The organism is Paenibacillus sp. VCA1 (genome assembly GCF_031583795.1).
GTDB lineage: Bacteria > Bacillota > Bacilli > Paenibacillales > Paenibacillaceae > Paenibacillus_AQ > Paenibacillus_AQ albilobatus.
The window spans coordinates 16,760-37,884 of sequence record NZ_JAVLSX010000022.1 but is presented as its reverse complement, the minus strand read 5'-3'; the positions used below and the strand labels follow the sequence as shown (position 1 = coordinate 37,884).

At 52.3% G+C, this 21,125-nt stretch carries 20 protein-coding genes and 2 riboswitches; of the genes, 12 read left to right on the top strand and 8 right to left on the bottom strand.

Going from position 1 to position 21,125, the window contains the following annotated elements; genetic code table 11:
• Positions 1-17 precede the first annotated feature (17 nt).
• The 3 genes from RJP21_RS29335 to speE all read right to left on the bottom strand — a co-directional run bounded on the left by RJP21_RS29335 (position 18) and on the right by speE (position 3,146).
• Positions 18-1,211 carry a WD40/YVTN/BNR-like repeat-containing protein gene (locus RJP21_RS29335; RefSeq protein WP_310862349.1) on the bottom strand — a complete coding sequence of 398 codons (1,194 nt, stop codon included), beginning with the start codon at positions 1,209-1,211 and terminating at the stop codon, positions 18-20.
• A gap of 219 nt (positions 1,212-1,430) precedes the next feature.
• Entirely contained in the window at positions 1,431-2,300 is an 870-nt protein-coding gene (gene speB / locus RJP21_RS29330) for an agmatinase (protein ID WP_310862348.1), read from the bottom strand.
• A gap of 18 nt (positions 2,301-2,318) precedes the next feature.
• On the bottom strand, positions 2,319-3,146 hold the full coding sequence (speE, locus tag RJP21_RS29325; RefSeq protein WP_160045496.1) for a polyamine aminopropyltransferase: 828 nt from the start codon (positions 3,144-3,146) through the stop codon (positions 2,319-2,321).
• A 329-nt stretch (positions 3,147-3,475) separates the two neighbouring features.
• On the opposite strand from speE, the gene RJP21_RS29320 reads away from it, so the two are divergent.
• The 3 genes from RJP21_RS29320 to RJP21_RS29310 all read left to right on the top strand — a co-directional run bounded on the left by RJP21_RS29320 (position 3,476) and on the right by RJP21_RS29310 (position 7,429).
• Positions 3,476-5,530: a transglycosylase domain-containing protein gene (locus RJP21_RS29320; protein ID WP_310862347.1), complete on the top strand. Its 2,055-nt coding sequence runs from the start codon at positions 3,476-3,478 to the stop codon at positions 5,528-5,530.
• Between the two features lie 167 nt (positions 5,531-5,697).
• The gene (locus tag RJP21_RS29315) at positions 5,698-6,759 is read left to right on the top strand and encodes an endonuclease/exonuclease/phosphatase family protein (protein WP_310862346.1); all 1,062 of its coding nucleotides are present in this window, start codon (positions 5,698-5,700) and stop codon (positions 6,757-6,759) included.
• 22 nt (positions 6,760-6,781) lie between these two features.
• Positions 6,782-7,429, top strand: coding sequence for a DNA-3-methyladenine glycosylase (locus RJP21_RS29310; protein WP_310862345.1), 648 nt, complete (start codon positions 6,782-6,784; stop codon positions 7,427-7,429).
• Between the two features lie 174 nt (positions 7,430-7,603).
• Here the strand turns inward: RJP21_RS29310 and RJP21_RS29305 are convergent, their stop codons facing one another.
• Positions 7,604-8,113, bottom strand: a complete 510-nt coding sequence (locus RJP21_RS29305) for a YwhD family protein (protein ID WP_310862344.1) — start codon at positions 8,111-8,113, stop codon at positions 7,604-7,606.
• 163 nt (positions 8,114-8,276) lie between these two features.
• On the opposite strand from RJP21_RS29305, the gene RJP21_RS29300 reads away from it, so the two are divergent.
• From RJP21_RS29300 to RJP21_RS29275, 6 genes are all read left to right on the top strand, one after another.
• Entirely contained in the window at positions 8,277-10,259 is a 1,983-nt protein-coding gene (locus tag RJP21_RS29300; protein WP_310862343.1) for a M1 family metallopeptidase, read from the top strand.
• Positions 10,260-10,270: 11 nt separating this feature from the next.
• On the top strand, positions 10,271-11,104 hold the full coding sequence (locus RJP21_RS29295) for a hypothetical protein (RefSeq protein ID WP_310862342.1): 834 nt from the start codon (positions 10,271-10,273) through the stop codon (positions 11,102-11,104).
• Between the two features lie 259 nt (positions 11,105-11,363).
• Positions 11,364-11,503: riboswitch (cyclic di-AMP (ydaO/yuaA leader) on the top strand.
• Between the two features lie 5 nt (positions 11,504-11,508).
• Positions 11,509-11,973, top strand: coding sequence for a C40 family peptidase (locus RJP21_RS29290; protein ID WP_310862341.1), 465 nt, complete (start codon positions 11,509-11,511; stop codon positions 11,971-11,973).
• Positions 11,974-12,390: 417 nt separating this feature from the next.
• Positions 12,391-12,530, top strand: a riboswitch (cyclic di-AMP (ydaO/yuaA leader).
• 3 nt (positions 12,531-12,533) lie between these two features.
• A complete protein-coding gene (locus RJP21_RS29285) occupies positions 12,534-13,025 on the top strand; it encodes a C40 family peptidase (RefSeq protein WP_160045488.1) in 492 nt (163 codons plus the stop codon).
• Between the two features lie 208 nt (positions 13,026-13,233).
• Positions 13,234-13,704 (top strand): GNAT family N-acetyltransferase, encoded by a 471-nt coding sequence (locus RJP21_RS29280; protein ID WP_310862363.1) that lies wholly within the window; start codon positions 13,234-13,236, stop codon positions 13,702-13,704.
• 214 nt (positions 13,705-13,918) lie between these two features.
• Positions 13,919-14,278, top strand: a complete 360-nt coding sequence (locus RJP21_RS29275) for a c-type cytochrome (RefSeq protein WP_160045487.1) — start codon at positions 13,919-13,921, stop codon at positions 14,276-14,278.
• Between the two features lie 96 nt (positions 14,279-14,374).
• Here the strand turns inward: RJP21_RS29275 and RJP21_RS29270 are convergent, their stop codons facing one another.
• Complete coding sequence (locus RJP21_RS29270) at positions 14,375-14,680, bottom strand: 4a-hydroxytetrahydrobiopterin dehydratase (RefSeq protein WP_160045486.1); 306 nt, start codon at positions 14,678-14,680, stop codon at positions 14,375-14,377.
• Between the two features lie 193 nt (positions 14,681-14,873).
• On the bottom strand, positions 14,874-15,167 hold the full coding sequence (locus tag RJP21_RS29265; RefSeq protein ID WP_160045485.1) for a hypothetical protein: 294 nt from the start codon (positions 15,165-15,167) through the stop codon (positions 14,874-14,876).
• 321 nt (positions 15,168-15,488) lie between these two features.
• Here RJP21_RS29265 and motA point away from each other — a divergent pair, with 321 nt between their 5' ends.
• Positions 15,489-16,289, top strand: a complete 801-nt coding sequence (gene motA / locus RJP21_RS29260) for a flagellar motor stator protein MotA (protein ID WP_160045484.1) — start codon at positions 15,489-15,491, stop codon at positions 16,287-16,289.
• Positions 16,273-17,082 (top strand): flagellar motor protein MotB, encoded by an 810-nt coding sequence (motB, locus tag RJP21_RS29255; protein ID WP_310862340.1) that lies wholly within the window; start codon positions 16,273-16,275, stop codon positions 17,080-17,082. The genes motA and motB overlap by 17 nt, the downstream gene beginning before the upstream one ends.
• A gap of 82 nt (positions 17,083-17,164) precedes the next feature.
• Here the strand turns inward: motB and rluF are convergent, their stop codons facing one another.
• Entirely contained in the window at positions 17,165-17,869 is a 705-nt protein-coding gene (rluF, locus tag RJP21_RS29250; RefSeq protein ID WP_160045482.1) for a 23S rRNA pseudouridine(2604) synthase RluF, read from the bottom strand.
• Positions 17,859-20,180: a PAS domain S-box protein gene (locus RJP21_RS29245; protein WP_310862339.1), complete on the bottom strand. Its 2,322-nt coding sequence runs from the start codon at positions 20,178-20,180 to the stop codon at positions 17,859-17,861. The genes rluF and RJP21_RS29245 overlap by 11 nt, the downstream gene beginning before the upstream one ends.
• Before the next feature lie 421 nt (positions 20,181-20,601).
• Between RJP21_RS29245 and tadA the strand changes: the two genes are divergently transcribed.
• Positions 20,602-21,108 (top strand): tRNA adenosine(34) deaminase TadA, encoded by a 507-nt coding sequence (tadA, locus tag RJP21_RS29240; protein WP_397386303.1) that lies wholly within the window; start codon positions 20,602-20,604, stop codon positions 21,106-21,108.
• The last annotated feature ends 17 nt before the right edge of the window (positions 21,109-21,125 follow it).

Sequence of the window (21,125 nt, the reverse complement as noted above, 5' to 3'; positions counted from 1 at the left end):
ATCCTTTTGACCATGTTTTACGGTTGAAGCGCCTCTTGAAAAGCAAATTTGCGGTTCCATGTCGCTCCGCCGTCGTGAGTGGAATAAATGGAGGATTTGGTGGCGCTGGTGACGGCCAGCCACCCGTCTTTACCGTTTGCAAAGGAGATGCGCGCGTCATATCCGTTGATTGACGGCTTCAGGTTTTTCCACGTCTTTCCGCCGTTATAGGTAACGCCGACCGATACCATGCCCCCGGCCGGGGATCCTCCCGCCAGAATGGCGGTTTCTTTGCCGTAAAGCTGCATGTTGCCCGGATGCCCGCCAGGCTGAGCCGGACCGCTTGAAACCACCGCTTTACCGGTTCCCGGAGCCGGGCCGCCGCCGGCCGTGTTTTGCGCGATCACCCGCTTCCAGTGAGCCCCCTGGTCCGTGCTTCCGTATAAAGCATACGATACCTGGGACATGCCCGAACCCCCGTAAAGAACCGCCCATACTTGGTTATCCCGGCTGTAGAGTTGGCCGCCGGCGGTGGATGAGGCGCCGACCTTCAGCTTCTCGCCCCAACTGTGGCCGCCGTTCCGGGTCTGCCAAACACGGTATCCTCCTCCAGGGGCTACCGTCAGCGCATAGCCGATTTTGGCATCATTAAAGATAGCATACCGCGTATTTGCCGGGGTCGGCACCTTCGCCCAGCTGTTTCCGCCGTCGTTCGTCCGATACGCGCCGGTCGCCGTATAACCGTAACCCGACTTGGCTCCCATCAATTGAATCCGTTCAAAATGAAGATTGCCGGTATAAACGCCTTTCCAATGGGCGCCGCCATCCGCCGATGCAAGCAAAACGGGCGTTTGCTTCGCCGGCAGCACAGCTAAAGCCCAGCCGTGGACGTTGTCCGTAAAATCAATCTGTCCGAATTGCCACGACCCTTTGTAAATTTCCTGCCAGTGGCATCCGGCGTCCGACGTGCCGATGATGAAGCCCGTCCCGGCCGCCCGACCCGTGCTTTGGCTCAGAAATTGGATATCCGTAAAACGAAGCGGTTCCCGGCCCGCTCCCGTGTCCTGCAGCTGCAAATCCTGCAACAGGCCGTGATCGCCGCTGCCGCAGGGAGCCGGCGTCTGCTGAGCCGCTGCCGCCGCTTTCGGGGATGGCCCCCAGCCCATCGGCAACACCAACAAAAACGCCGCTGCGGCAGCCGAAACAGGCTTGATCCATTTGTGCAATCTCATGAACAACACCTCCGTATATATTGAACTTACCCGTTCATCCCCCGAATTACACGTTTCATCCCAATATATAAGCTGTCATGTGAACACCTGCAGACCGCTTGTGGCCGAAGTTCGCAAGTTTCCTTGCCTAAAGCACAAAAAAAGCATCTTCCCTGGTTTGGTCCGGAATGAATCTTTCCCGGTACCTTACGGAAGATGCTTTGATTTAGGTTCGAATCCTTATTTTACGAATCCGAGCAGCATTTCGCGGATGAGCTTGGCGGCCACGATTTGCGTTTGTTCGGAATGATCGTATATAGGCGCCACTTCCACCAGGTCGCAGCCGACCACGTTCACGTCGGAACGGGCGATGAGGTGCACCGCCTCCAGAAGCTCTTTGGAGGTGATGCCTCCCGCTTCAGCGGTACCGGTGCCCGGAGCGGCCGACGGATCAAGCACGTCGATGTCGATCGTTACGTAAACCGGGCGCTTGCCCATCTGAGGCAGCGCTTCTTTCAGCGGAGCGGCTACGTCAAACGGGTAGAAGTTGATGTTCTCGCGTCCGAATTTGAATTCCTCGCGCGATCCGGAGCGGATGCCGAATTGGTAAATGTTTTTCCCGCCCATCAGGGCAGCGGCCTTGCGGACCGGCGTGGAATGCGAAAGCGGCTCGCCTTCGTATTGTTCGCGCAGGTCGGCATGCGCGTCGATATGGATCAGGATCAGGTCCGGATACTTTTTGTACATTTGCTCGATGACCGGCCAGGTGACGAGATGCTCGCCGCCGAGACCGATCGGGAATTTGCCGTCGTCAAGCAGCTTGCCTACGTATTCGCGGATGATGTCCAGGCTGCGCGATGCATTGCCGAAAGGCAGCAGCAGGTCGCCCGCGTCAAAATAGGTGATGTCTTCGATGCTTTTGTCCAAATACGGACTGTATTCTTCAAGGCCAACCGATGCCTGGCGGATATGGGCGGGACCGAACCGCGAACCCGGGCGGAAGCTCACCGTATAATCCATCGGCATGCCGTAAATGACAGCCTTGGAATTTTCATAATCCTCGGAGCTGAGGATAAACACGTTGCCGGAATATGCTTGATCAAGTTTCATCGTTCTTATGGTGCCTCCTTATTTCGTCAAGTCTTCCACGAATTTGGGCAGCACGAATGCCGCCTTATGAAGACGAGGTGTGTAATATTTGGTGTCCATTTCCGGAATGTCCGCTTCGTCGACTTCAAGCGGGTCGTATTTTTTGCTGCCCATCGTAAACGTCCACAGGCCGCTCGGATACGTAGGGATGTTTGCGCCGTACACGCGCACGATCGGGAAAATCTCTTTCACGTCGCGGTTTACTTTTTGGATCAGGTCGGCTTTGAACCAAGGGTTGTCCGTTTGGGCCACGAAAATGCCATCGTCTTTCAACGCTTCGTAGATGCCTTGGTAGAATCCGCGCTCAAACAGCGGCGCAGCCGGACCTACAGGTTCCGTGGAGTCGACCATGATGACGTCGTATTCGTTTTTGTGCTCGTGGATGTGCATGAAGCCGTCGTTCACGTGCACTTCCACCCGTGGATCGTCCAGCTTGCCGGCGATGGAAGGGAGGTATTTTTTCGAATATTCGATGACCTTGCCGTCGATGTCCACGAGCACCGCTTTTTCCACTTCCGGATGTTTGATGATTTCGCGGATGACGCCGCCGTCGCCGCCGCCGACCACCAGCACGTGTTTCGGATTCGGGTGGGTGTTCAGCACAGGATGGGCCACCATTTCATGGTACACGAACTCATCCTTTTCGGTTGTCATGACCATGCCGTCCAGCAAAAGCATATTTCCAAATTCTTCAGTCTCCACCATGGCCAGATCCTGAAAATCGGTTTTTTCGTTTACATACGTTTGTTTGATTTTAGCTGTAATCCCGAAAGCGGGGGTCTGCTTTTCCGTAAACCACAATTCCATCGACATTACCTTCTTTCCTCTAGAATAGAGGGGATTTCGCTTCCGTTTATTCCTTCGCGCGGAGCTTTTCGGTCCAGCTGAATCCCCGCTTCGTTCATTGTACCAAACTATGGATTCTTTAACACATCCTTTGAATTATACGTGATTGGCGAAATGGCTGTAAAGACACAGTTATTCTTCATTTTCGGAGCGGTACCGGCCCCGGAAAAAGAACCTTTCATCCCCGTCTATTCTTTGCCTGTTTCCGGCCTGATTATGAACGCATGATGAATATCCCCGCCCCTCCTTTCCCATAATGAGTGTATAAAAATGGAAGGGAAGAAAACGCCATGCCGCAGCAACATCACTCCAAGCCCAGACGCAAAAGCCGGTTTGCCGCGTTGATCAAGCTGATGCTGGCCGCCGCCGCGGCCCTTCTTCTTAGCGTAGCCATCCTGCTTGGGTTTCTGTACCAAAAAAGCCTTCCCGTCGCCGACACCGACCGCAACTCCCGCCTTCTGGACAGCCAGGGCAACATTATGTCCACCTTTTCGGCAAGCGGCCGGAGCTATGAACCCGTCCCGCTGGAGCGGATCTCCCCATTGCTCGTCAAGGCGACGCTCGCCGTCGAGGATCGGAAATTTTACGAGCATATCGGGTTTGACATCAAAGGCATGGGCCGGGCCATCCTCGTCAATCTCAAGGAAATGGACCGGGCTCAGGGAGCCAGTACGCTGACACAGCAGCTTGCCCGCAACCTGTATCTCAATCATGCCAAAACGTGGACCCGGAAAATCAGAGAAGCGATGTATACCGCCCAGCTGGAGATGAAATACAGCAAAAACGAGATTCTGCAAATGTACTTGAACGAAATTTATTACGGACATGGAGCGTACGGCATCGAAGCCGCTTCGCAATTGTATTTAGGCAAATCCGCCTCCGAACTGGACCTGGCCGAAAGCGCAATGCTGGCCGGGATCCCGAAAGGTCCAACCTATTATTCGCCTTATAACCATTTGAACCATGCGAAGAAACGCCAGCAAGTCGTGCTCGGCACGATGGTCGAAACCGGGCAAATATCGCAGCGGGAGGCGGAAGAAGCCGCCGCGGAAAGGATTCGCTTGAAGCCTATCGGCCAGCAGCAGGCCCGCGTGACCGCTCCCTTTTTCCGCGATTATATCCGAAACCTCGTAACCAGCCAGCTTGGCATCAGCGAAGAGCAGCTGGATCACGGCGGATTAAACATCTACACGACGCTGGATCCCCATGCGCAGGCGGCGGCCGAAGAGGCCGTGGCCCAAGGCATGGACCCGCAAAGCGAGCTGGAGACGGGCCTTGTGGCGATCGATCCGCGCACCGGTTACGTCAAGGCGATGGTCGGAGGGAAAAACTATAAGGCAAGCCAGTTTAATCACGCGCTCGCCAAAACGCGTCAGCCCGGTTCCGCCTTTAAACCGATCATGTATTTGACGGCGTTGTCCTCGAAAACGATGACCGGGCTCAGCACGTTTAACAGCGAACCTACCCTGTTCCATTATGACCATAACCGGAAAACGTATCAGCCAAGCAATTTCGGCGGCAAATATTTGGGAGAAATCAACATGCAGGAAGCGATCGCCGCCTCGGACAACATCTATGCGGTCAATACGCTCCTGAAGGTGGGGGCGGACAACGTCATCGCGATGGCCAAAAAGCTCGGGATCGTCAGCCCGCTGAAGCCGGTTCCTTCCCTTGCGCTTGGCACCTCGCCCGTCAGTCCGTTCGAGATGGCTTCCGCTTTCGCCGTCATCGGCAACGGAGGCAAACGGATGCCGCCCGTCGCGGTGCTGAAAATTACGGACGCGGCCGGCGAGGTGCTTTACCAAGCTCCGGAAAACGGCGGCGAGCAGGTGGTCGACCCTGCAGCGGCATACGTTCTTACGCATTTGATGGAGAGCGTATTCGAATCCGGGGGTACCGGCAGCCGTGTCTCTTCCCTTATCAAACGGCCCGTCGCCGGCAAAACCGGCACGACCGATACCGACGCCTGGATGGTCGGTTATACGCCGGAGCTGGCCACCGCCGTCTGGGTTGGCTACGACAAAGGACGGAATATTACCACGCTGGACGGTCACCGCGCAGCGCCGATTTTTGCCCGGTTCACGGAAAAAGCGCTGGAAAACGTGCCGCCGAAAATTTTCAACATTCCGAGCGGCGTCGCTGCCGTCTATGTCGATCGGGAAACGGGCAAGCTGGCCACTGCCGGTTGCCCGGACAAAAAGCTGGAAGTGTTTATCGCCGGCACGGAGCCGACCGAGTATTGCGCCGATCACGGCGGAGACACGGAGCAGCAATCTGCGTCCGAGCGAAGCGCTCCTGGAAAACGCTCATGGTGGAAAACCATTAAACGCTGGTTTACCGATTAACGAGATGCGAAAAATTGGCCCCTTTTCCGGTCGGCGACCTCCCCGGACTTGCGGGCCTTTTTTCTTCTGGATTGCGCAAGCTTCTGCATGATACAGTAGAAGTAACGCCCAATGGAAAAAATTTCATAACACGTTGAAATCATAACCGTACATAGAGGAGATTTTGAATGGTTAAAAAAATGCTGTGGATTGTCGGGGGTGTCGTGCTGGCCGCTTTATTGCTCGCCGGCGGTTTTTTGTTGTATGTGACCGTGACCGACTATAGGCCGGGCAAAACAGAACCGATCGCCGTCGCAAACAATCCGGACAGGGTCCTGGAAACGGGGAATGCCTTTACCGTCACGACCTTTAATATCGGGTACGCCGGCCTTGACCGTGATCAGGACTTCTTTATGGACGGCGGGACCGGATCGGGTTCGAGAAGCAAAAGGCAAACGGAGCTGAATTTGAGGGGCATGGGGACGTTTTTGAGCGGCAACCGCTCCGACTTCATTTTTATCCAGGAAGTAGACGTCAATTCAACGCGCAGTTATCGCCTTAATGAGGCCGAGGCGCTGAAGGAGTACCTCCCGAAATACAGCTTCTCCTATGCGGACAATTACAAAGTGCCCTGGGTTCCCGTGCCTGTCTTCCATCCGATGGGCCATGCGCGCGGCGGGCTGTTGACGCTTGCCAAATACAAAAGCAGCAGCGCGACGCGGTATGATCTTCCCGGCAAGGAAAAATGGCCAAAGCAGCAGTTCGACCTCGACCGGGCATTCATCGAAAGCCGGATCCCCGTGAACAATGGCAAGGAACTGATTCTAGCGAATCTTCATTTGTCTGCGTTCGATCAGGGCGGAAGCATCCGCAAGCAGCAGCTTCAGTTCATGAAGGAATATATGAAAAAGGAAGCGGAGAAAGGAAATTACGTCATCCTCGGAGGCGACTGGAACCACTCGCTGCCCGGAACCGACCCCAAAGCGTTCAAAACGACCCAGTCCTGGCCGGAGTGGCTGCAGCCTTTTCCGGAAAACGTTCTGCCGGAGGGCTTTCATTGGGCCGTGGACAAAACCGTCCCGTCGGTCCGGACGGTCGACGTTCCTTTTAAGGAAGGAATCAATTTCCGCGCGGTCATTGACGGATTTTTGGTTTCGCCGAATGTCGACATCCTTAAGGTGGAGGGCCATGACCTGAAGCATGAACATAGCGACCACAATCCGGTGACGGCCGAGTTTGTATTAAAATAAGCACAAGGAGGCCTTTGAATGCATGCATAACTCTAGACTAATCTCTCCTTCGCTGCTGGCGCGGACGGCGCTTGAAGCCGCCCCGCTCCTGCTTGGCCAAACGCTCGTGCGCGTGACGGAGGACGGTGAAGTCCGCTGCCGCATCGTTGAAACGGAAAGTTACGGCGGGGCGGAAGACCGGGGCAGCCACGCTTTCGGCAACCGGCGCACCGCCAGGACGGAGGTCATGTTTGCCGCAGGCGGCGTCGCTTACGTCTATTTGATCTACGGCATGTATTCCTGTCTCAATGTGGTCGTCGGCGATCCCGATGATCCGCAGGCGGTGCTGATTCGCGCCGTGGAACCGCTAAGCGACAAGGATGAAGAGCTGATGCTTGCTTACCGCGGCGGTTTTTCAGGAAAAAAGGCCAACCTGTGCAACGGTCCCGGCAAGCTGTGCCGCGCGCTGCGCATCGACAGAAGCCTGAACGGCTATCCGTTAAACAGGGACGACGGCATGCTTCGCCTGGAAGCCGGGGACCCGGTGGACGAGCTGCCAATCGTGCAGTGTCCAAGAATCAACATCGATTACGCCGGCGAGTATGCTCTAAAACCTTGGCGTTATTATATCGAAGGGAATCCTTACGTTTCCGTTAAGGACAAGCAGCCGACCCCCTGGAAGCAGGCATAGCTTGCCTTGAGGCATCCATCGAAAAAAAGTGCATACCTTCTTTTATAATGGAAGGCGACCTGCCGGAGATGGACAGACTATCCGGCAAAAAACGAAAGGGTCCGCTCCGGCGCTCGTTAACCCAACAAGCGGCGGGCAGACCCTTTATTTCGTTTGATCGAAAGAAATATGCGTTTAAACATCAAGCGCTTGCTTAAGTTCCTCCGGCGATCTCTCCCACCATTCCTCGTTATGGGATACCAGCAAATCCTTCAGCAGCTTTTTATCCTCCGTGCTCAGTTCGCTGAGCATAAACTTGCGTTTCAAAGCGGCATCCATCCGGTTGACGTGATCGGCGAGAATTTTCCAGCCTTTGCGGGCTTCTTCATCGATCCACATTTCGCTTGCGGTTGCGCCGGCGTAATATTGCCCCATCTCGTCGCGGTCGACAGCCACCCAAACAATCCACACCTGGCGGCCGTTCGGCACATCCTCACGATTGGTCGAAAAGCGGATGCGGCGTTCCGGCTTGCTCTTGGCATGCATGGCGCCGATATCGATCGTGGCCACGCCGCGGTCAATGACAACCGGAGAAATGTTGTTCAAGTCGATGGAGCCCGCGCCAAAACCGATTTTATGCTTGCTCTTGCCGCTGACGATATTCAGTGCAATCTGTTTCTTGCCTACTTGCTCCTTGTTTTCCACGTTTCGCGTGCCTCCTATTGGAAAACGCGCTGTCCGGATTTTCCAAACAGGCGTCCTGCTTTCTATGCCTAGTTTCATGCAACATAATTTTATTTTAACTAATAATCGCTGGAAAGCCAACATATACATGCTGTAGATGCTTGTCAACGGGAGGTATTCGTATATGGCTCCAGCACGCGCCAAAATCGTTGTTTCGTCTATCATTGCCCTCTGTCTTTTGCTTGCGGGAACAGGGGTGCTCCTTCTTCGGGATACGCCGGAATCGCAGCCTTCCTATGCTCCGGATCAGGCCAAGCCTCCCACTCCGATCGTCCAGCAGGAGAGCGTACAAAAGCCGACGGCCGAAATTCTCAGCAAGCGGGTGGTGGAATACCATATCGACACGACGCTCGATACCGAAAACCGCATCATCAAAGGAACCGAGACGCTGACCTGGACCCATCCCGGCAAAAAAACGGTGAACGAGCTGTACTTTCACCTGTATCCCAACGCCTTCTCTTCGATGGACTCCACGTTTATGAAAGAATCCGGAGGAAAGCTCCGGAATGATGCCATGCCTCCGGACGGCTTCGGATCGATGGAAATCACCGAGATGAAAACCGCCGAAGGCCTTTCCCTGATGCATCGCATGCAATATGTCCAGCCCGATGACGGCAACGTCAAGGACAAGACCCTCGTCAAGGTACGGCTTCCGAAGCCGGTCAAGGGCGGCGAAAGCATTACGCTCAGCATCCGCTTTGAGGTCAAGCTTCCGAAAATATTCGCCCGGATGGGCATCGCAGACGACGATTTTGTCATGGCCGGCCAATGGTTCCCGAAAATCAGCGTCTACGAGCCTGCCGGTACCAGAGGACGCCAAACGGAAGGATGGAACCTGCATCAGTATCACGGCAATTCCGAGTTCTACGCCGATTTCGGCATCTACAGCGTCCGCATTCACGTGCCGAGCGACTATATCGTTGCCGCCACCGGCTTCCCCGTACAGTCGGCCCAGGTTCGGGGCAAAGAGAAAATTTATCAGTTTTACGCCGACGACGTTCATGATTTTGCCTGGTCGGCATCGCCGAACTTTGTCGTCGCCGAAGAGCCGTTTTCTTCTCCCGAGGTTCCGGGCGTCCGGATCAAGCTTTATTTAGACCCGGCCCATAAAGACTTGAAGGAAAGATATTTCTTTGCCGCCAAGGCCGCGCTCAAATATTTCAGCAAATGGTACGGCCGCTATCCTTACTCTACCCTCTCCATTGTCGTGCCGCCGGAATCGGGTAACGGCGCGGGAGGTATGGAGTACCCGACGCTGATCACCGCCTTCGGGGCCAAGGACGATTCGCCGGGCTACGATTTGGAGCGAACCGTCATTCATGAGATCGGTCACCAGTATTTTTACGGCATGCTGGCGAGCAACGAGTTCGAGGAAGCCTGGCTGGACGAAGGTTTTACTTCCTATGCCGAAGATAAACTGATGGAGCAGGAATACGGCGTCATTCCGAATCTGCCTGTACAGGCATCCCTGATCGCCTCTCCGATGCCGCTGACGCAGGAAGCGTGGAAATACGGCTCGCAGGATCAATATGCCCTGAACGTTTATTATCGCGGCAAGCTTTTGCTTAAGGCGATGGAGCAGCAGGTCGGTACGCAGACGATGAGCAAAATTATGGGCACCTATGCTAAAAAGTACCGGTTCAAGCACCCGACAACCGCCGATTTTCAAAAGGTGGTCGAGCAGGTGACCAAGCGGTCCTGGCAAACCTTTTTCGACCAGTACGTGTACGGCAACCAGATGGCCGACTTCGCGGTCGACTCCATCTCCGTCCGCAAAAAGGACGCCGCTTCCGGCACGGTTTACGAATCGACCGTCAAGGTATCGAAAAAAGGCGGCGACTATGCCCAGGTCCCGGTTCAATTCGTCTTCACGGACGGGCATACGCTGAACAAGGTATGGAACGGTTCGGGAGAGAGCATCGAGTTCAAGCTGGAGTACAAAGCGCCCCTCGCCTGGGCCATGGTCGATCCGAATTATTCGGTCGTGATCGAAAACAGGCATATCAACAATTATTTGAAGGCGGATATGGACAGGAAGGTTCTGATCCGTTGGAACGTAAGCATCACCAAGCTGATTGAGACTCTGCTTGGAAGTCTGTCCTGGTGAGGTGAGAATCGGTGAAATCCCATATTGCACATGGCTGGAAAAGTCTTAAGAATCAATTTTATATCGTCATCATTCTCTTTTTATACCAGCTGATCTGGGGCTACTTCCTGTACAGGCTGGTCCATTCGGCCGTCACCCCGCTGCTGATGCGTTATCCCGACCCGCAGCCCAACGAGCTGAGCCAGCTGCTTTATTACATCGAGGGCAAGATGAGCCTTTCAACGAGCGGCACCGTGCATATGTACATGTGGATTTTGCTTGCGATGTTCGCATTGCGCATGCTGCTGACCCCTTTTATCCATGCGGGGATATTTTACGGGCTGCACCGCGAACGCGAAGGCGAAGTCGGGCTGTTTTTCTTTCAAGGCATGAAACGTCACGGCAAAACCGTCTTTTTGTTCCATTTGATCGAGTGGCTCCTGATCGCGGCCCCGGCCTACTGGGTGTTACCCAAAGCATATGCCGGGCTTCTGGCAGGCATGCAGCTGCAAACGTCCGGCCTGTCTCTCCTTCCTTGGATTCTCGGATGGCTTCTGTACGGATATATCGTGCATCAATTCATCCTCTTCATGCAGTTCGGCAAGACCGGAGGCGCCGGCTTCCTGCTGCCCCTGTGGCATTGCCTGCGCGGGTCGCTGCCGCTTATCGGCGTTTCGCTTGTCCTCGGCTCGACCAGCCTGCTTCTGTTCAGCCTCAGCACGGGAGTTTCCCTGATCTGGGCCGGCATCATCGCACTGATCCTTCAGCAGGGTTACCATCTGGTCAGCTGCATCATGAGATTATGGAGCATTTCGGCCAAGTTTGACCTGTGGTACGCCCAGGCGCATCGGAACGCCGAAAAATAATTTACGAAAGTTAAATTTTTGTCATCACTTCAACCCTCTGATATAAGAAAAACCCCACCCTTTTAAATCAAAAAGGGCGGGGTTTTGTCGTTTTTAGGTATTAGAACGATTTGCCAAAGACGCAATCGTCTGTTAAAATAATCCGAGTAAGAAGTTAGTAACAACTTTGTCATTTTTACTGTAACTATTTAATTTGTGCTGTAACGATAATTTTTAATGTCAGATACCGTTCGATGATAGACATCAGTCACTTTCGGGTGCCCGATCAAGGCCGAATTCCTTGGCACCGGGAAGCGGGGGAACCACTTTGGGTGAATTGATCTCGCAGTAAAGGGATCATAGGGGACGACCTTCAACCGAATCCTTAAGCTAACCTCGTAGGCAACATGGAAGGGGATTATGTTTTGAAAAAGAAGTTGACAGCTGCTGTGCTTGGTTTGACGCTGATGTTCTCCATGGGAACCAGCGTATTCGCGCAATCTTCTCTGAATCATGTCGTGAACAGCACGATCGGCGTTTCCTACAAAACCGGCGGAACGACGACCAAAGGATTTGATTGCTCCGGTTTCACGCGTTACGTATACCAGAAATTAGGTATTTCTATCCCACGCCAATCCAGTGCCCAATTTAAAATCGGCACCGCCGTCTCCAAAAGCAATTTGCGTGCCGGAGATCTGGTATTCTTCAATACGACCGGCGCGGGCGTTTCCCATGTCGGGGTTTACATCGGAAACGGAAGCTTTGCGCATTCCTCTTCTTCGAAGGGCGTTACCATCAGCAAGCTCAGCAACAGCTATTTCGCCAACCGCTACATTGGCGCCAAACGTGTCATGAGTACCGCTAAATACAAAGCGGCCGTCTACAACTAAGAAACTTACCCATAAACATACGAAAAGCTTACGGTGCCCGCGCGGAGATTTTTGCCGAAATCCCTCGCGGGTTTCTTGTTACTAATTAGACGTTCCAAACCGTTAAAAGGTAACAACTTTCAAAAAAAAAATTTTATTCGATTTTTCTTCATTCTATTTCTCCGTCCGTTTACTATGAATATAAACCTCTTGTCCAACAAATAAACCTTTTTTCCTATAAAATGCTCTATAATGCCCCTAGATCGGCAATCATTTTGCAAAAATCCCGAAATGCTGTTGAATTTTTCGTATATTCACGATAGAAACAATTGCCAAAACGTCATTCCTTTGTTACAATAGGTCCAGTGTTAGTAACAACTTTGTAATCTTTGCTGTATGACAGCATTTTGAAGATGTTTTTCCGATGGATATAGTGTAAAAAGTCAGATGCCGAATTTCCTCACACTAGGAAAGCGGGGGAACCATTTACGGGTGAATTGATCTTGCAACAGAGGGATCATAGGGGACCTTCTACCGAATCCTTAAGCTAACCTCGCAGGCACTCGGAAGGAGTATTGGGTTTGAAAAAGAAGCTAGCAGCAGCAGTCATGAGTTTTGCCATCGTATTTACCGTCGGCGCCGGAAGCGCTTTCGCGGATTCTAAAATGGACAAAGTCATCGACGATGTTCTCGGTACGAAATACAGATCCGGAGGTACGACGACAAGCGGTTTCGACTGCTCCGGATTTACGATGTACGTATTCAAGCATCTCGGCATTAACTTGCCCCATCAATCCGGATCGCAGTTCAGCATGGGCACTTCCGTATCCCGCAGCGACTTGAGAGCAGGAGACCTCGTATTCTTCAATACATCCGGCTCCGGTGTATCTCATGTCGGCATTTACGTCGGAGACGGCAAATTCGCACATGCTTCGACTTCCCGCGGCGTTGTCGTCAGTTCGCTTAGCGAAAGCTATTACGTCAACCGCTACGTTGGCGCGAAACGTGTCATGAGCTCGGATACATACCAGGCATCCGCCGTTGATTCCGAAGATAACGATGACGTTCAATAACATTCCGCAGCACTGGAACGGTATGTACGACCAGCCCGTACTTTGAGATTTTTGCCGAAATCTCAGTACGGGATTTTTTTGCGCCTGCCGTGACATCCGTCAGGAATAGATTTTCTTGAATAGTCAAATGCTACATAGTAGCGGACGTCTCTTAAGAAAGGAGGCTTTCTGGGTGAACGTTTCGAAGGAGGCATTTACCGTAGCTCCAATGACGCGTGAGCAGGCCGAAGCCTGCTGCGGCTGGACGTATGAACCGCCTTACGACCGGATCTATGCCTGGCTGCCTTGGGAGCAAATGGAAGCGCTTGGCATCGAGCTCGGCGATCCCGATTTGCGGAGGCAGCAATATGTGTCGGTTCTGGACGGGCAGGGCAGCCTGTGCGGCTTCGCGCAGCTTTTTCCGATGGTCAACGTCGTTCGCCTCGGCATCGGCATGCGGCCCGATTTATGCGGCCAAGGGCTGGGGACAAGCTTTATCCAGGCCGTTGTAGAAGCCGCCAAAGCCCGCTTTCCCGGCCAGGAAATCGATTTGGAGGTACAGGACTGGAACTTGCGGGCGATTCGGGCTTACCTGAAAGCAGGCTTCGAAATTACGGACATCTATGAAAAACCGGCGCCGGAGGGGACCGAACGTTTTTACTGCATGGTTTACGAGGGCACGAAGACGCCGACGGCCTGATTTAGCGTCAGTTTTTTGCGGACCATCGAACGGACGGCTCCGCAAAAATTCATTTCATCCGTCCGTTTGAAAAATGGTACGAATTTGTGTATTTTTAGTGGATTTGTGCTTGCTTTTGTTTGCTTTTTTGTCACAAAGTATTTGATGTACCGGCCTGTTCCGTTATAATGAAGAAATGAGAAGACTGCAGTTTACATAGAAAGGACGAAAACGGATGCAAAAATGGATCATGAGCGGTTTGATAACGATCGCATGCGTATTTGCCGTTGTGCTCATGTTTACGCTGCCAGGTAAAGAGCAGGTAGCCGAAGAAGAAAAACCAACCATGCCTGAAGTGACCATGGACGCTGCAGCGGCTGAAGCAACCATTAAAGCCCAAGGCTGCATCAGCTGCCACGGAGATCAGCTGCAGGGCGGCGTGGGACCGAACCTTCAAAAGATCGGAGCCCAAATGTCTGCTGAAGAACTTTATACGATCATTACTAAGGGCAGAGGCGGCATGCCTTCTTTCAAGGACAAACTGAAAAAAGAAGAAATCGCCAACGTTGCCGAGTGGCTTGCAGCCAAAAAATAATGACCGTTTCTTTCGGAAGAATAAAAAACACGCTTCGTACAGCAACCGAAAGGTCTGAACGGAGCGTGTTTTTTTGCTTTGCTATGCCATGTTCGTCTAGCGTTTCTCGCCTGAGCGCATTTTTTCGAACAATTCGTTAAACTGATGCGCTTCCTTGATGTCGAGGGCGGTAATGCCTCCGTCATCCCAGGAGGTCAACCGCAACGTTACGTTCTTATGATCAATCGTAATGAAAGGATGGTGATCGAAGGCTTCGGAAATCGTCGCCACCTCGTCGACGAACGAAATCCCTTTCATGAAGTTGGAAAAAATGAATTTGCGCACGATCCAGCGCCCTTCCTCCAACTGCCAGCCTTCCAGCTTCGCCAAATGCGCTTCCACTTCTTCTTGCGTGTAAACCATATTCTCATTTCCTCCCTGAAACAAAAACGCCCTAGTATCGAAATTAACAAGAATGTCGCTTAGCCCGGCTCCTTGTTAACTTCTCCCATTGTATTCCGATCGATGAATAAATATGAATATGGCCGTCCTCCGTGGCCAAGCACTTGTTTTATCTTACCATGACGGATATTCAAAAATCCATTCGGCCCTTGGACTAGATGAGTGGGACTACAGTCAGTCCCTCGTCCCCGATCAGCAGGTTGATCCGGTGGTTGTCCTTGTCGTACATGACTACGCCGCTGCCTACTTCGATCACCGGTTCGGTTCCCAAGGCATAAAAAAGATCCTCCGCAAGCGCCTCATGGACCTCCCGTTGCTCTTCAGGACTCAGTCCCACCCATTCGCCGCCGTCCATTTCGAAAAACAGGTAGCTGTCGGGAATCCCTCCCACCGCTTCCGTTAAATCCTTCAATATTTCGTCATATTCACGCCCATGTTTTACTCCCATGGCTTTACCTCCATCTGGTCACATATCGAAAATTTACGCCGAGCTCTATTTCCATCCCTTTGCAGGCATGGCGGAGCGCTTTTTTTCTTATCTGGTTCATTTTATGTAGGGACGGCGGCGCAAGCTGTACGATTCTCCCATGCGGCTAATAGGGCCGACGAACCCCTATGTTTCATTATACCGGAAAAACCCCCTTAAAAAAAAAGCCATTGCTGACGATAAATATTATAATCAGGTTTCTTGGTGCAGACACCATGCTGCAAGGATGCAAGCTTGGTGCACGAAAGGATTCAATTCTATTTCTCATGGATGAGGTGCGCAATGGAAATTTCAACACTTATCGGCCTAATACTCGGCTTGGTCGCAGTCCTGGTCGGCATGATACTCAAAGGTGCGCCTTTGGTATCCCTCCTCACCCCCGCCGCTTATGTCATTATCATCGGGGGTACGGCTGCTACGTTATTTATTGGTTTTCCGATGTCAGAGCTTAAAAAGTTTCCTAAGCTGCTGAAGATGGTTTTCGTCAAACAAAAGCTGGTGGAACGCCGGGAGCTCATCGCGATGTTTATGGAATGGGCCTCCATCACCCGCCGCGAAGGGCTGCTTGCCCTCGAAACCAAAGTCGAGGAGATCGACGATGCATTCCTTCGCAACGGCATGCGGATGATTATCGACGGCAACGACCAGGATTTTGTGCGTGACGTTTTGATGGAAGATATTGCGGCGACGGAAGAACGGCATCGCGCAGGCGCTTTGCTTTTTTCCCAAGCCGGTATGTACGCCCCGTCTCTCGGGGTTCTCGGCGCCGTCGTCGGCCTGATTGCGGCCCTGACCAAAATGGAGAATATGGGCGAGCTCGCGCATGCCATCGGCGCAGCCTTTATTGCGACGCTCCTGGGGATTTTCACGGGTTACGTGCTGTGGCACCCGATCTCCAATAAGCTGAAACGTTTGTCCAAGAAGGAAATCGAGCTGAAACTCATGATGATCGAAGGGCTTCTGTCCATTCAATCCGGCGTATCCACGATCGCGATCAGCCAAAAGCTTTCCGTCTTCCTGACCCCTTCCGAGCGTGCTCAAATGAATGAGAAGGAGGATTCAACAGGTGAGCAAAAAGACTAAACATGAATCTCACGAGGAGCATGCCGACGAATCGTGGCTCCTTCCGTATTCCGACCTGCTGACCCTGCTTCTCGCCCTGTTTATCGTAATGTACGCCATGAGCGCGACGGACAATAAAAAGTTCGAGGAAATGAGCAAAGCGTTTAATACCGCGCTTAGCACGGGCACCGGGGTGCTCAACTTCAGCTCCGCCCTGCCTTCGGACAAGAACCTCGACAAAGGCAAGAAAGACAGCCAAAACGACGTGGTGAACAGCGAAGAACGGAAAAGGCAAAAAGCCCAGCTTGCGAAGCAGGAACAAGAAGATATGGAAAAACTGAAAAAGCAGCTGGATCAATATATTAAAAACAACGGGTTGACCAATCTGCTCAATACGAAGCTGAACCAATCCGAGCTGACCATCACGATCAGCGACAATGCGCTATTCGCCTCGGGCAGCGCGTCCGTCAAACCCGAATCGCGCCAGTTGGCCTTAGCGATCAGCAACATGCTGCAGAAGTTCCCGGATTATAACGTCGTCGTCTCGGGACATACCGATAATATGCCGATCTCCAACAGCGAATATGCTTCGAACTGGGATTTGAGCTCCGACCGGGCCCTTCACTTCATGAAAATTCTGCTGGCGAATCCGAAGCTGAATCCGGCCATGTTCACGTCGAAAGCGTTCGGCGAATACCATCCGGTTGCTTCCAACGATACAACCCAGGGCCGGGCGATGAACCGCCGGGTCGAAGTTTCGATCATCCGCAAATATACGGACGCGGCGCAGCAAATGCAGGTACAAAATCCCTAATCCCGGATAATAATAAAAGCTGTATTGTCGTTTACAAACGATCATACAGCTTTTTTGTGTATTCTGCGGCAGGGCCTGCATTCTATTGAAGCTCGTAGTGGAGCAAGCGGCCCAGTTCTTTTTTTTCGGCTTCGGTCAGATCGCGCCATTTGCCCTTCGGAAGCGAACCGAGATGGATGTTCATGATCCGGATACGCTGAAGCTTGCGCACGGAATAACCGAAGCTGCTGCACATCCGGCGGATTTGCCGGTTTTTCCCCTCCGTCAAAACGATTTTGAATACCCGGTCGGAGATCCGCGTCACTTTGCAGGGAAGCGTCATTTCCCCCAAAATTTTGACCCCGCCGGCCATTCCCGTGAGAAACGAAGTCGTCACCGGCTTGTCCACCGTCACGATGTATTCTTTTTCATGTTTGCCTTCGGAACGCAATATTTTGTTGACGACGTCCCCGTCGCTGGTCAAAAGAATAAGCCCTTCCGAATCCTTGTCCAACCTTCCGATCGGAAAAATCCGCTCCGGGTGTCCTACAAAATCGACGATGTTGCCTTTGATATGCTGCTCCGTCGTGCTTGTGATGCCCACGGGTTTATGCAGGGCGATGTACACATGATGTTTCTTTTTGGCCTGCAGCGGTTGTCCGTCGATCAGCACATCGTCCCCTTCCTCCGCCTGGCTTCCGAGAACCGCAACGACGCCGTTAATCGTCACTTTGCCGCTCTCCACCAGCTTGTCGGCCTCACGCCGGGAGCAAAACCCCGTCTCGCTGATAAATTTATTAATTCGCAATGGGTCCTTCCCCCTCAAGATTGTTGTCTGATTCCATCTCCCATGCTATAGGCAGAACGATATCCACCCTCGTGCCTTTGCCCGGCTTGCTGAATATCTCCATCATGCCCTTATGGCCTTCAATAATACCCTGGCTGATCATCAGGCCAAGACCGGTTCCGTTCTCTTTGCTCGTAAAAAACGGCTCGCCGAGTTTCGGCAGGATATGGCTCGGAATGCCGATCCCTTGGTCCGTAATCGTGATTCCGATTTCCTCCCGGCTTAACCTGAAGAGCTCGATCCGGATCACGCCGCCATTTTCCATCGCTTCAATCGCATTTTTGATGATGTTGATAAACACCTGCTTCATCTGGTTTTCTTCGCAATGGACTTTGTAGTCTTCAGGCTCAAACTCGAATTGAAACTCGATGTCGTACAAATGCGCCTGGCTGTCGAGAAGATTCACGACGTCGCTCAGAATGCTCCGAATGCTTTTGACCTGAAACTGGGTCGCCTGCGGCTTGGCCAAAATCAAAAACTCGCTCACGATCAAATTGATGCGGTCAAGCTCCGACAGCATGATCTCGTTATGCTGCGGCGACACATGATTGGTTTCGCGCTGAAGCTGCAGAAATCCGCGCAGCGTCGTCAGCGGGTTCCGTATTTCATGCGCCACGCCCGCGGCAAGCTGTCCGACGGTCGTCAGCTTTTCCGAACGCCGCAGCAGCTCCTCCATCTTGTTCCGTTCGGTCATGTCGCGGGAGACGCTGATAAAGGACGTGATCTGCCCGTCCTCGTCTTTGACGGGGGCAGTGCTGATGCTGACCTCGACCAGGGAACCGTCCTTCCGAAGGCGCAGCGTTTCGGTAGGAGGCAGCTGTTCCCCTTTTCTGAGGGACTCGATGTTCTTGCGCTCTTCTTCCTCCAAAAAATCGGGAACGATCTGCAGCTTTTTCCCGACGACTTCATGGCTTCTCCAGCCGTACAGATCCTCAAAGGCTTTATTAACCTGGATGACCCGGCCCGACCAGTCCACCGTATGAATCGCATCCGCAATTTGCTGAATTATCGATTCCAAATGATCTTTCACCGATTTGTTTTCCTCGGCCGCCTGCTTCAGCTGATCGGTATAATCATGAAGGCTGGTCGTCATGGCATTGATCCGGGAAGACAACAACCCGAGCTCGTCCTTGCTGTCGATCGTAAGCGGCGTGTCGAACCGACCCTCCGTGACGTCCTTAACCTTGGCTAGAATCGATTCCATCGGGCGAATAATATAACCTGCCAGCACGTAACTTCCGAGCAGCACAATAACAAGCAGGGATGCCGAAATGGCGATATAATTGATCAGCTGCTCGTTCAGCACCTTCGAGATCGTTTGGTAGTCCGTCACGATGCTGATAATGTAAACGGATTGGTCCGGATTAAACACCGGGATAAAGCTCTTGAGCACCTTTTTGCCGTTAATCTTTTGTTCGAAAATAACGTTGGAACCGGTGCCGATGGCCCGGGACACCGCTTCTTTGTCTTTTTCCAAATCTCCATAACGATAGGTCCCGTACTGAATGGGACGGTTGCGCAATTTTATATTATACCCGTCGAAACCGGTGGCTGTCATATTCTTGTTGCCAAAAGTCCGGGGATTGATACATGTGATTTCGAGAATATTTTGGTTAACCAGCTTCGTTTTTTCGAGAATCGCTTCAGGGCTGACCATTTTCGCGTAATTGTTGACGATGTCGCTTCTAATGAAGGGATCGATCATGTAGTTGCGTTTTCCGTCATAATAGTAGCCCCATTTGTCGATAAAGTCGGGATTTGACGTCGAATATTCGAAAGGGCCCGTCCAGAAATGATCCAGGGACATTCCCTGGGAAACGGTTACTTTCTGCATGTTGAACAGCTGCTGGAATGCGGTAAACCAGAATCCCCAGTCGCGCGTCGACAACCCGAGCTCGCTTGGGTCGGAGGACCTGACGACGATAATGTCGTCCGCAGTTCTTACTAACAAAGAGATATGGGTAACGCCGACCTCCTTGCTTAATTTCCGGAGCTGTTCATTATCAATATCTTGGTAATCCGCAGGCAGCTCCTTGGCGGCAAGGATTGCAGCCATCCGAAGCAGCTCCCCCGCTTCCTCCTCCACGTATTTCGAGCTGTACTGGCTCTGCTCGATGGAGGCGGCAATCTGCCTGGCGGCAACCAGCATTTTGCTTTCGCTATCCCTTTTCAGATTGGCTTGCGTCGTGTAAAAACTGAGAAGAATATATAAAAGCAAAATTAACAGCAGGGAGCCAGACATGACCAAGGTTAATTTATACTTTATGGACAAAGGATCACCTCGTGGCAAAAAAGAACTTTGGCGAAAAATGACAATACTCTATCATCATAACCCCAAAACTACATATTTGAAAAGACAGATAAAATATGCATTTTTTTATTGCACTCAGGTTTTTCGTCTTGTCTTGCGTTGATATTTGAGTCATCCTTCTCTACAATAGATAAAATGTATCACCGCTGTACACTCAGAAAAAAAACCGGATATTTGCGAACCGTATCATTTGAACAAGGACATGCACATGGCCGGAATAACTTATGCACGTTATGCACATATTCACATTTTGTTAGGAGCAAATTGTGGACAATTCTGTGTGCAAGTAAAAAGTTATCCACAAAAATATGCACAGCATGTTAACATTCGAATGCTTGTTCGCTGAATAAACCTCAAATGGCATTAAAGGGGGATTTTTATTTTGGAAGAGAAACCAAGTCATCCTCTTTCTGTGGATGAATCTGTGGATAAGGCTGTGCATGAACGGTGGATGAAAGAAGCGATTGCTGAAGCGAAGCGGGCCGAAGCCATCGGAGAAGTGCCGATCGGCGCCGTGATCATCCGGGGTGACGAAATTATCGGCCGCGGGTACAATCTTCGCGAAACGTCCCAGGATGCCACCGCGCACGCGGAAATCGTCGCCATCCGCGAGGCCAGCCAGGCGATCGGCGCATGGCGTCTGCTGGACTGCCGGCTTTATGTCACGCTGGAGCCTTGTCCGATGTGCGCCGGGGCGATCGTCCAGTCCCGGATTCCGCAGGTGATTTTCGGGACGGGGGACCCTAAGGCAGGCTGTGCCGGCACGCTGATGAACCTTTTGCAGGAGCCGCGGTTTAATCACCGGACGGAGGTCGTGAGCGGCATCTTGCAGGAAGAATGTGCGTCCATGCTGACCCAATTTTTCCGCAAGCTCCGCGGCAAGGTGTGAATAACGTTTGTAAAAAA

Excerpts from the sequence above, each read along its gene's own strand:
- speB (WP_310862348.1), bottom strand. The coding sequence starts at position 2,300 with ATGAAACTTGATCAAGCATATTCCGGCAACGTGTTTATCCTCAGCTCC.
- RJP21_RS29270 (WP_160045486.1), bottom strand. The coding sequence starts at position 14,680 with ATGGTTTACACGCAAGAAGAAGTGGAAGCGCATTTGGCGAAGCTGGAA.
- speE (WP_160045496.1), bottom strand. The coding sequence starts at position 3,146 with ATGGAATTGTGGTTTACGGAAAAGCAGACCCCCGCTTTCGGGATTACA.
- RJP21_RS29300 (WP_310862343.1), top strand. The coding sequence starts at position 8,277 with ATGGCTCCAGCACGCGCCAAAATCGTTGTTTCGTCTATCATTGCCCTC.
- RJP21_RS29335 (WP_310862349.1), bottom strand. The coding sequence starts at position 1,211 with ATGAGATTGCACAAATGGATCAAGCCTGTTTCGGCTGCCGCAGCGGCG.
- RJP21_RS29310 (WP_310862345.1), top strand. The coding sequence starts at position 6,782 with ATGCATAACTCTAGACTAATCTCTCCTTCGCTGCTGGCGCGGACGGCG.
- RJP21_RS29280 (WP_310862363.1), top strand. The coding sequence starts at position 13,234 with ATGACGCGTGAGCAGGCCGAAGCCTGCTGCGGCTGGACGTATGAACCG.
- RJP21_RS29265 (WP_160045485.1), bottom strand. The coding sequence starts at position 15,167 with ATGGGAGTAAAACATGGGCGTGAATATGACGAAATATTGAAGGATTTA.
- RJP21_RS29320 (WP_310862347.1), top strand. The coding sequence starts at position 3,476 with ATGCCGCAGCAACATCACTCCAAGCCCAGACGCAAAAGCCGGTTTGCC.
- RJP21_RS29315 (WP_310862346.1), top strand. The coding sequence starts at position 5,698 with ATGGTTAAAAAAATGCTGTGGATTGTCGGGGGTGTCGTGCTGGCCGCT.
- RJP21_RS29275 (WP_160045487.1), top strand. The coding sequence starts at position 13,919 with ATGCAAAAATGGATCATGAGCGGTTTGATAACGATCGCATGCGTATTT.
- motA (WP_160045484.1), top strand. The coding sequence starts at position 15,489 with ATGGAAATTTCAACACTTATCGGCCTAATACTCGGCTTGGTCGCAGTC.